7 protein-coding genes are annotated in these 8904 nt (G+C 53.2%); 4 read left to right on the top strand and 3 right to left on the bottom strand.

Going from position 1 to position 8904, the window contains the following annotated elements:
• From VGS11_13670 to VGS11_13660, 3 genes are all read right to left on the bottom strand, one after another.
• A partial coding sequence (locus tag VGS11_13670; protein ID HEV2121136.1) for a hypothetical protein occupies positions 1 to 654 on the bottom strand: 654 nt, incomplete at its 3' end.
• A gap of 109 nt (positions 655 to 763) precedes the next feature.
• The gene (locus VGS11_13665) at positions 764 to 2128 is read right to left on the bottom strand and encodes a hypothetical protein (protein HEV2121135.1); all 1365 of its coding nucleotides are present in this window, start codon (positions 2126 to 2128) and stop codon (positions 764 to 766) included.
• Positions 2129 to 2356: 228 nt separating this feature from the next.
• Positions 2357 to 4603 carry a hypothetical protein gene (locus VGS11_13660; protein ID HEV2121134.1) on the bottom strand — a complete coding sequence of 749 codons (2247 nt, stop codon included), beginning with the start codon at positions 4601 to 4603 and terminating at the stop codon, positions 2357 to 2359.
• Between the two features lie 468 nt (positions 4604 to 5071).
• Here VGS11_13660 and VGS11_13655 point away from each other — a divergent pair, with 468 nt between their 5' ends.
• The 4 genes from VGS11_13655 (at position 5072) to VGS11_13640 (ending at position 8764) form a co-directional block, all read left to right on the top strand.
• Positions 5072 to 5569 (top strand): hypothetical protein, encoded by a 498-nt coding sequence (locus VGS11_13655; protein ID HEV2121133.1) that lies wholly within the window; start codon positions 5072 to 5074, stop codon positions 5567 to 5569.
• 100 nt (positions 5570 to 5669) lie between these two features.
• Entirely contained in the window at positions 5670 to 6761 is a 1092-nt protein-coding gene (locus VGS11_13650) for a DUF87 domain-containing protein (protein HEV2121132.1), read from the top strand.
• A gap of 321 nt (positions 6762 to 7082) precedes the next feature.
• The gene (locus VGS11_13645; protein HEV2121131.1) at positions 7083 to 8375 is read left to right on the top strand and encodes a hypothetical protein; all 1293 of its coding nucleotides are present in this window, start codon (positions 7083 to 7085) and stop codon (positions 8373 to 8375) included.
• A gap of 5 nt (positions 8376 to 8380) precedes the next feature.
• Entirely contained in the window at positions 8381 to 8764 is a 384-nt protein-coding gene (locus VGS11_13640) for a hypothetical protein (protein HEV2121130.1), read from the top strand.
• Positions 8765 to 8904: the final 140 nt, after the last annotated feature.

Below are 8904 nucleotides of genomic sequence, written 5' to 3'. Positions count from 1 at the left end.
GGGACCTGATGTTGAGTTCGAATAATCCCAGTACCCGAACAGTGAGTCCGTTAAGTGACCGCACGAAGTAGTCCCGTTGCCGCCAACACCGACGCAATATTCCGTTGAAGCGTTGATTAGCGCCTGTCTCGGATAAGGTAGTATGCCAGAGGAGTAGGAGTAAGCCACGACCCTATCGCTGAAGGGAAGGATAACCACAGAGGTCGGCCTGGAAAACACAGCGCACGAAATGGGGACCGTAGGAGCTAAGGTTAGAGGATTGCCCGCCAGCGATAAGTTTACGGGTGTGATATGGCCGTGAAATAGCGCAAATCCTGCCAGTCCCCCCCTGCCCCAATATGGGGCATCACCACATAGGAAGTCAATCATGTTCCAGATTGAAATGTTCGAGTTAGATGAATAGCGAGGTGTGAGCGTGATGTTACGGTTCAATGTGTTCATTACGACAATCTGAGCTGTCAGTGCTCCGCCTTGTTGAAGCGTGGTTGTGTTGAGCCTAATCTGCAGTTGAAGACCTTCGGGGGAGACATGGGAAGAAAAGGTTGCGGTCTGCCTGAAGACGATGGTCGTGTAAGTCATGGTCGAGACAGTTGTTACTTCTCGTGAGATATTGGTCCCGACGAAGTAACCGGCTCCCGAGCTCGCGATTAACATGAGAGTCAGAACAAGGGCAAACGCGGTTCTCCTCACGCCATCATGAATCGGTAGGCGACTATTTACTACTAATTTCGAGAACACAGCTAGAACTCGAGTCGCGGTACGATTATGGGCAAAGGCCGTGTGTAGGGTTCATTGCTCCTCCGCCAGGGAGGCTCACAAGCCGTGCCTTGTGCCTAACGAATAGGTAGGACGCGACAATCACGACGCTCAAAATTGATGCAACGGCCATTTCAAACGGAAACTCCGGAATTCCATTGCCTTGGTTCGTGTTCGCAGATGTCGTAGATGCGCTAGTAGAAGGAGTGGTGGTATTGTACTGAGAAGAAACGGAAGAGGTGGTTGCATGCATGCTTGTGCTGGAGTTTGTTACTGAGGTGCTGCTTCCGCTGCTGGTCAACGTGCTCGTCGTGACAGAAGTGGACAAATTGGAATACGCTGGGGCGAATGAGTAACCAATCGAGTTTGGCAGGCTGTAGTAGCTGGAAACTTGGCTGGTCTGATGTGCACTGGATAGTTCATACAGTGCGTAGAGGTTGAGTGTCGATGGGTAACGCAATATGATGAAGCTACCACTCAAGTGGTTCATCAGGTCCATTGATTGCACTGTGTGCCAGAGTCCAAGGCAATGGCCGAGCTCGTGTTCAGCAATGTCCTGCAGCGCTATGTCGTTCAGGAGTGTCCCGTCTGTGAGAGAAAGGATAATCGAGATCGAACACTTGATGCTGGTGAACCTGCCGTTTACGTCATAGAAGTAGTGGTATGTGGTCCATCCCCAGTTCGAACTGCTTTGCGTTTGATTGAAAGACACCTGAATGGGGCTCGCCGGGTCGGAAGACAGCGAAAGACTCAGCACGGGCTTTTGTTGCAGGGCGTAGGTCTTCTGGAACCAGGCCTGACTGAAGTTCCATTGAGTCATTGCCCTCTCGACGTCAGTCCTCGCATAGCTTTGATTCGTCTGTACGTGCACCGGGATAGCACTGGAGGGCCAGGAGTAGCCCTCGGCAGGTTGTATGGGGACTGCTGAAGCGGCTATGGAGAAGTACTGCGTCAGGTAGCTTGTTCCATCTATTGACACGTCGACTTCCCAAGTACCCTGCATCCGAGCAGCCGAATGTCCGGCTATATTGATGTAAGCCCAGGCATAGTAGGTGGACCAAGTCTTGCCCAGGCCAGGGTCAGCGATGGAATAGGAGGAGGTAGAGTATTCCTTTTGATTCGGACTAGTCCAAACCCAGAGTATATCATGGGAGGGAGATGGGACATTGACGAGTTTCAGCCAAGAATAGACCGAAGAGTCATTCACAGAGAAAATCTGCGTTCGATTGATAGGTTGGGAGGTGGACTGGTCTACGGATTGAGCCGTGGCGCTGTCAGCGATTTGGATTGGGCCGCTTCCGGTTGCAACTTGCGCCAGGACGGAAATCAAGAGAAGACATCCAACAACGGTAACTATTATGATCGCTCTCAATTTTTCCACCCTACGCCCAACTCTGCCAATCCTGGTTTAACTGTGCTTCAGTCTTTAAGTTTCATTGCGCCTTCGCCGGGAATACCTCATCCTGCGTTGCGGATTAATTAGTGGAACGGCTAATCTGAATGCTAGAACCCAAGAACATTGTGGATGCTCGGAACATTCGAAATGACTACGATGAACGAATGGGCATGATTGCGTCTAGTACTTCCTTTCCTTTGGACGTTAGGATGACTGGAAGTACCCGATGTTCAACGATCCGTTTGATGTAACAAGTTCTAGCAGCCACAATCCCGCTCTAGTGAAGGACGTTCCATCCACTCCATCGTCATCCCCATGAGAGTTCTGTGTTCCCAGAGTTATTGTCGTCAGACCGGTGTTCGCGTCAAAATGCGCTCTGGCACGAGTTGTGCTATCTGCGCTGATCCTCTGGCCAAGGCCCCTTCCGTCCTCGTCGTCCCCATTCGCCGGACTGAAGGAAAGGTTTGCGTGTTTGAACGCGATTGGCGCCGCGGCGCCATACTGTAGGCTCAGAAGCTGGGCCTTGATGTTTTCTCCGTCGCTCTTGAAAGTCGTCTTAAGAGTGAGTGAATGTCCCGCCGAGTCGGTAACGGTGTAGGTGCGAACCGCGCCATTCCCGTTGTCATCGTCGTCTCCATGGTCATGACCGTGGGCGGGGCTGCTAACCAAGCTGACCGTCGTCGGACCGATGCAGCCGGGATTGCACACTGCAAGAACCACGATGTCGTGGTGTTGGGGATCGTAGGTTATCACGGCCTCCAACGGCTGCTGCGATGTGACAACTACATTGATGCCGATCGCGTGCGTGCCTGAACCTGCGTTGCCATCCGTGTCCGCCGCCGTGACCGTCACGACCTGAGTTCCGGTAACGTCCGTCCCGAGTATCGTGTACGAACCCACCCAGCCGTTCAACGAGCTACTGAAGGTCAGCGTTCTGGGAGAATTCGCCGAGCTGGTCCCGCTTATCGTCGCCATGACGTTTCCGGCATTGACGATGGTGCCGTCGTGAAACGTAACCCGTGCCAGGATGAAGACCGTGTCACCCTGTACGAAACTGTCTTTCGTTTGACTGAACGAAGAAGAACTCCAGGTCGACTCCGCGACTTGGAGGGAGCTCAGCAGAAGGACCCCCGCCGGGGTGGATGAGGCGCTCTCCCCGCCAAATGTCGCACGGGCCGTAATCTCCCAGGTCCCCGTTGGGTCGGAGGACGAGACGGTGAGTTGAGCTGTGTAGGTGCCTCCGCCTGAATTGGTCAGTGCTAGCGTGCCACCGTTGGGGGCATTCGCTGTCACAGTTGCTCCGGCTAGGGGGGAGCCTGAAAGGTCGACCGAAGCAGAAATGGTGACAGTCTGGCCGCGGTTGAAGGCCGACCCCGAGGCCGGACTGTTCAGCACGACTGAAAGGCCAGTCGTCGTAATTGTGATCTGGTGGAACCCGGCTCCCGAGTTTCCGCTTAAATCGTATGCCGAGACAGTGACGGCCTGTACACCGGGTACGTCGGAGCCGAGCAGGGTGTAAGATCCCGTCCATGCGTTGACCGTGGGATTGAACGTCATCGCCCGAGGTGCATAGGCGATGCTCGTCCCGGTGATCACGAAAGTGACGCTCCCGCCCGTCACTGTAGTTCCGTCTGGGCGGGTAACAGAGGTCTTCACGTACACGGTCTGTCCTGCTACGAAGGTGTCTCTCTGAGTCGTGTACGACGAAGAGTCATAGGTCGAGACACCCACAGTCAACGGAGTGGATGTTCGATACAGCTTCACGCTATCGAAGGCGATGCCGGCGTTACCGTTCACGGTCGCAGTGACCGTCAGGAACCAGGTGATGCCATTGGCCGGTACGTCCGCGCTTACGATTGTATAGGCCCCCATCCAAGTCCTTCCTGATGCGTCAGAGGGGTCGACCGACATCAAAACCAGTCCCGTCACTGGCTGATTGAAGCTCACAGAAGCTGACGGTGGAATTCGCAGATTGTCCTGATATGTTATCGTTGACCTTACGGTGACAGTCTGTCCAATGGTGAACTGGGAATTCGGCGGAGGCAAGATAATCGAGACGTCAAGACCTTCGGACACCAGGAGCGATTCGTGCGCCGATGCGACCTGAGCGCCTGAAACTGCCTGCACTGTCAAGGTCCATATTCCGCTCGGGTCCGTCGGAAGGACAGTGTACTGGGCAGAGTAGACGCCACCAGTTGCACTGGTCAGCGTAATCGTTGCGCCCGTCGGAGTGTTAGCGGTGACCGTCGCTCCGGCGACCGGGGCGCCCTGCGAACTGACCGACGCGGATATGAAGACTGTCTCTCCCCGATTGAAGGCTGAGTTCAGGCTAGGGCTCAGGATCATTACCGATATCGGGTCCGATGGGCCAAGTTGTGCCCCAAAAGCCGTCGTTATGGCACTGGCTGTCAACAGGAACAGGAAGAACGCCATCAGCGGTCTGGCGAACAAGGCCGTGATACCTTTAATCCATATTCTGAGTCAGGGAATATAAAGTGTCGCTGGTTGGTACGTTCGGCGTCAAATTAGGCAAAATTCTTGTCATGAATGGTGGAGGAGTCTGCAAATTCTAGTCGAGGCCGACAGCATTACCGAGGACCATTGTTGCCGTGCATAGGGTTCATTGCGCCTCCGCCGGGGAAAGAATTCAGCGAAGTTCACTTGAACCCTCGCTCTCAGTCCAAATCTCCTTGATCGACAGCCTGCCACGCCCTTGACAATAGGGGCACTCCTCTTCTGTGTCCCAGAATAAGAATCGACGCGCTACCCTTCCACTCCCATTACAGTTCGCGCAATATTCTATGACGCGATGCATCTTCATGAAATCTCAGTGGCCCTCACGCTAATTATGCTCGACTGACTTCCAGTCAGGACTTGAGGTCAGCAATTCTATTTACATTCGGTCCTGGCTTAATTGCAATGCAGCCGTCGCCAGGCGACCATCGGAGTCCCAAGGCTCGTTATGGAACCGACAGGTACGAAAACGGCCTTGGGCTGATTGCGAGCTTCGGGATGCAGTTCGAAGCCCTCTACGACTCTGACAACCTGAGAATCCTTGGTAGTCTCGGAAGCGAGCTTTTTACCAACGCGGATGTCCAATCGCTGCTTGGTTCGCATCGGCAGACCAGCTGGGTCAAGTTATCCCGGCTGACGAGGGCAGGCCTAGTGGAGAAGAGAGGCCACTCATACTGGATACCACGATATGCCAAAGAACTTGTGGTCGCGCTGTCAACGACGCTGGCGAATCTAGTTGCAATAAGGGAGCTTTCCGACGATTCGGAAGCTTCGAAGCTGTTTCGCGTGGCTTCGGAGGGGATAGACATGCTCTACAGCAAGGGTAGGCTGGAGCAGGGAGAATACGAGAGGACGAAAGAATTGCTCGAGAGGCTGACGGCAAAATATGGCATACCCGTATGAACGCCCTCCTCCGCCTGAGAGGGAAGAACGGGACTTAAGGCTCAAGGCAGCGAACAGGGACCTCCGGGGGATTTATGCCAGGGCGAAGCTCAATCGCTTCATGGTAAACGAAAAGCTCCTTTTGCGCCACGTACTCCTGGTCGGGTCGAGCGGCTCTGGAAAGACGAATCATGCCTTCAACCTGATCAAGCAGGCCGCCGCATTTGCGGAGTCATTCAGTTGTATCGTGCTTGACGTAAAGAGAGAATACTCAAGACTCGCGAAGATCCTCCCGCACGTTCAAGTCTTCTCGATTGGAGGGGAACCAAGATTCAGATTCAACCCGCTCATCCCTCCTCCCGGGGTCGACGAGCAGCACCACGACAGGGCCCTAACGGAGGTATTCACCCGGGCCTACGGTCTTGCCGAGCCTTCGAGGAGGATAATGCTCGACGCCCTCTCCGAGCTCAGACGAAGGTCGAAAGACAGCCCTACGCTCCGGGAATTGGAACTCGCAGTGGCTGGATTTGAGCCAGGCAGTCCCAAAGAGCAGGGCAGCAAGCGTTCGCTCGAATCGCGACTTCACATCATCAACACGGGTCCCCTCGGTGAGTCCCTGAATTACGAGGAGCCACTCGACATCGGATTGCTCGACGACGGAGTCTGCATTTTCGAAATTGGGGAGGTCGATTCTCTGAGGGACCAACGATTCGTGGCAGAGCTTCTCCTCATGTACATCTGGCAACACGATAAGTACGATGTCGATGAGGATCCTGAAAACTTCAGGCGACTGGTGGTAGTTGAGGAGGCACATAGGTATCTCAGCGAAGAGAGACCGCCAGAACAGAGGGGTGACAGAACCCTCCTGGAGCTTGCCATCGCAGAGGCGAGGAGGTACGGATGGGGGTTCGTCATCATCGACCAGATGCCGATGCTGCTTTCGAGATACGTCTGGGACAACGTAGGGACGGTGATAACCCATAGGCTTTCCAACATCGACAGTTACAAAGTTGTCAGGAGGGCGATCGGGGAGATTCCTATGGGGCAGAACATGGACGACGAGCGGCTGGCTCCGCTAATCTTCAGATTGCCGGAGAATCTGGCGATGTACAGGAAGTATGTGGGAGAGGATTCGATGGAACTGCCGAGCGGGTTCGTCGAAATCCCTTTTGTGAGTCCGAATGCACCGTCAAGTAAGAATCCGACGTTGTGAGACGGCCGGACGTACTGACCCTGCATTACATAGGTCAAATTTTTCCTAGACATCGGCGCCGTTATTAACGAAGGCCGCCTACCTCTCAAGCGCACGAAAACTAACCGAAACTGAAACGAACTCTCAGACGTAGAACTTATTCTAAATCTCAACTCAAGGCGGCCCTCGCGTGGCAACCCGGACTTCCCGATGGTTGTAGTCGATTCGAGGTACCTGCCTGGGGAATGGAGGTGGCCCCACAGAAAACAAGTTGGGTGTTATTGCTGTAATCGCGGAAGTGTTTGCTGATGCTTCACTGATTCTGTCATGAATGTCTTACGAATGATTCTGACGATTGCGATGAACGAAGAAAACAATATGGACGACGCAACACCGCCGAATACACGAAGCGAGTCCGCCTTTTCTGGGACGAGCGACGAAACCGAACTAAGCTCACCGAAAGTTGCCCCTGAAATACAATATTCGAATGCGGTATTATTGGCGCATCTCACAAAGGACCCAGTTAAAGCCACAAAGTATGGGCATTCATTCGCGATACTAATTCCAAAGAGAATCATTCCAAGTCATTCAAGATCTGACATATTGGAAGTGAAAATCGCGAGGGCTTCAGAACCCGAAACACAGGTAACGCTCTACACAACTCATCTTCCCGGATACAGGCACGCATACCTCGACCTGCAGCCCATTGACCCCGTACATGGAGAGGCGTTTTGGGTAAGGTCTGTCAACATCTATGCAGGGCCCCAATTCGTGGCCGACTTCGACTTGATGAAACCTGCCGGGCTGGAAAACACTGAACTCGTGTGGGAGAAAGATCAGATAGCGTTCTTGGTCGATGGTGAGAAGTTGAAGCTCACAGGACAAAGGTTCAGAACATACCAAGGACAAGTAATACTTGATTGCGGGCTCGGTGAATCAGGAAAAGTCAAGATCGCCAAAGGCATCGAGGGATTCCGGGTCAGACTCGCAGACCATTCGCCAGTGGTTTCAATTGCAAAGTACCATGGAGGCATCCACTTGACGTATACTAGGACCGAGCATGATGAATATTTGCACCGTAGAACGGTTGTAAGTCGAATTGATGATCTAGTCGAAGATGATGCCCCAATGTCGACAGGGCTCCTTCAACTCGAAGTAATGGAGAAACCTCGTGGGGGGCAGGGGATCTATTCACTCAGGGCGGGTCAATCAGCGTTGGTAGTAATCGCTGAGGCGCTAGAGAAAGCAAAGGACGATTTGGACTCGTTCAGGGACGCAAAGGGCTCAATCGCAGAGGAAATCGTTCGTCAGCTTTTGAATGAATTCGGAATGGTCTTAGTAAAAGATCATCCCCTAACACCACTTTGGTGGTCTGGGCGATCTAAACGTCCAGGGCCTGACCTGCTGGTAAGGCTTGCTCAAACGGGAGAATTATCATATGTCGAGACAAAATGGTGGGGCAAGGTGAGTGGAGCGAAAAAGAAAGCAACCCGTCAGGTATTGAATACCTTGGAGAAGCACCCCAAGACGGCCTATGGTACAGTTACAGGAGCGTTTATCGCAATTCTAGAATGGAAAGGAGACTCGGAAGTGGCTGAGCTATACATCAAGCGTGTGAATGGCCGTTCAAGGTAGGTAGGATGGATATTTTTATACCAGGTGATTGTAACCTCCATTCGGGAGGAGGTGAAAAGATGAATGGGCCCGATACAATCCGGCGTTCGGTTACAATAAGACCTGAATTGGATACACGAGTTAGAGACTTAGTAGCTGCCTGCACCCGGCATAGAATCAATTTGGACTACACCAAAGCTTTCAACCTCCTTGCGGAACTTGGCGAGCACTGGCTCGAGACAAGCGAAGAATCCGACAGGGGGAAGCTTCGCAATATCTGGGCCAAGTATTTGGATTACGATCTTTTCGAGCAGTCGGTGATGGACGATTGGGTAGAGCTCGAGGAGTTCAGGAAATGGAAACAGAAAGCTGCTGGGATGAGAAACGGAGCAAAGACCGGCCGTGCATAGGGTTCTTTACGCCTCCGCCGGGAATACCTCATCCTGCGTTGGGGTATAATTAATCCACCGGCTGAACAAGTCGCTCTTGCGAGCTTCTTGCGTACACCGGGACCATTTCAACGCGATCTTCTATCGCCCCCCTCCTCCAG

It is taken from the genome of Candidatus Bathyarchaeia archaeon (assembly GCA_035935655.1).
Classification (GTDB): Archaea; Thermoproteota; Bathyarchaeia; order 40CM-2-53-6; family 40CM-2-53-6; genus 40CM-2-53-6.
This window is presented reverse-complemented; position numbering and strand designations above follow the sequence as displayed.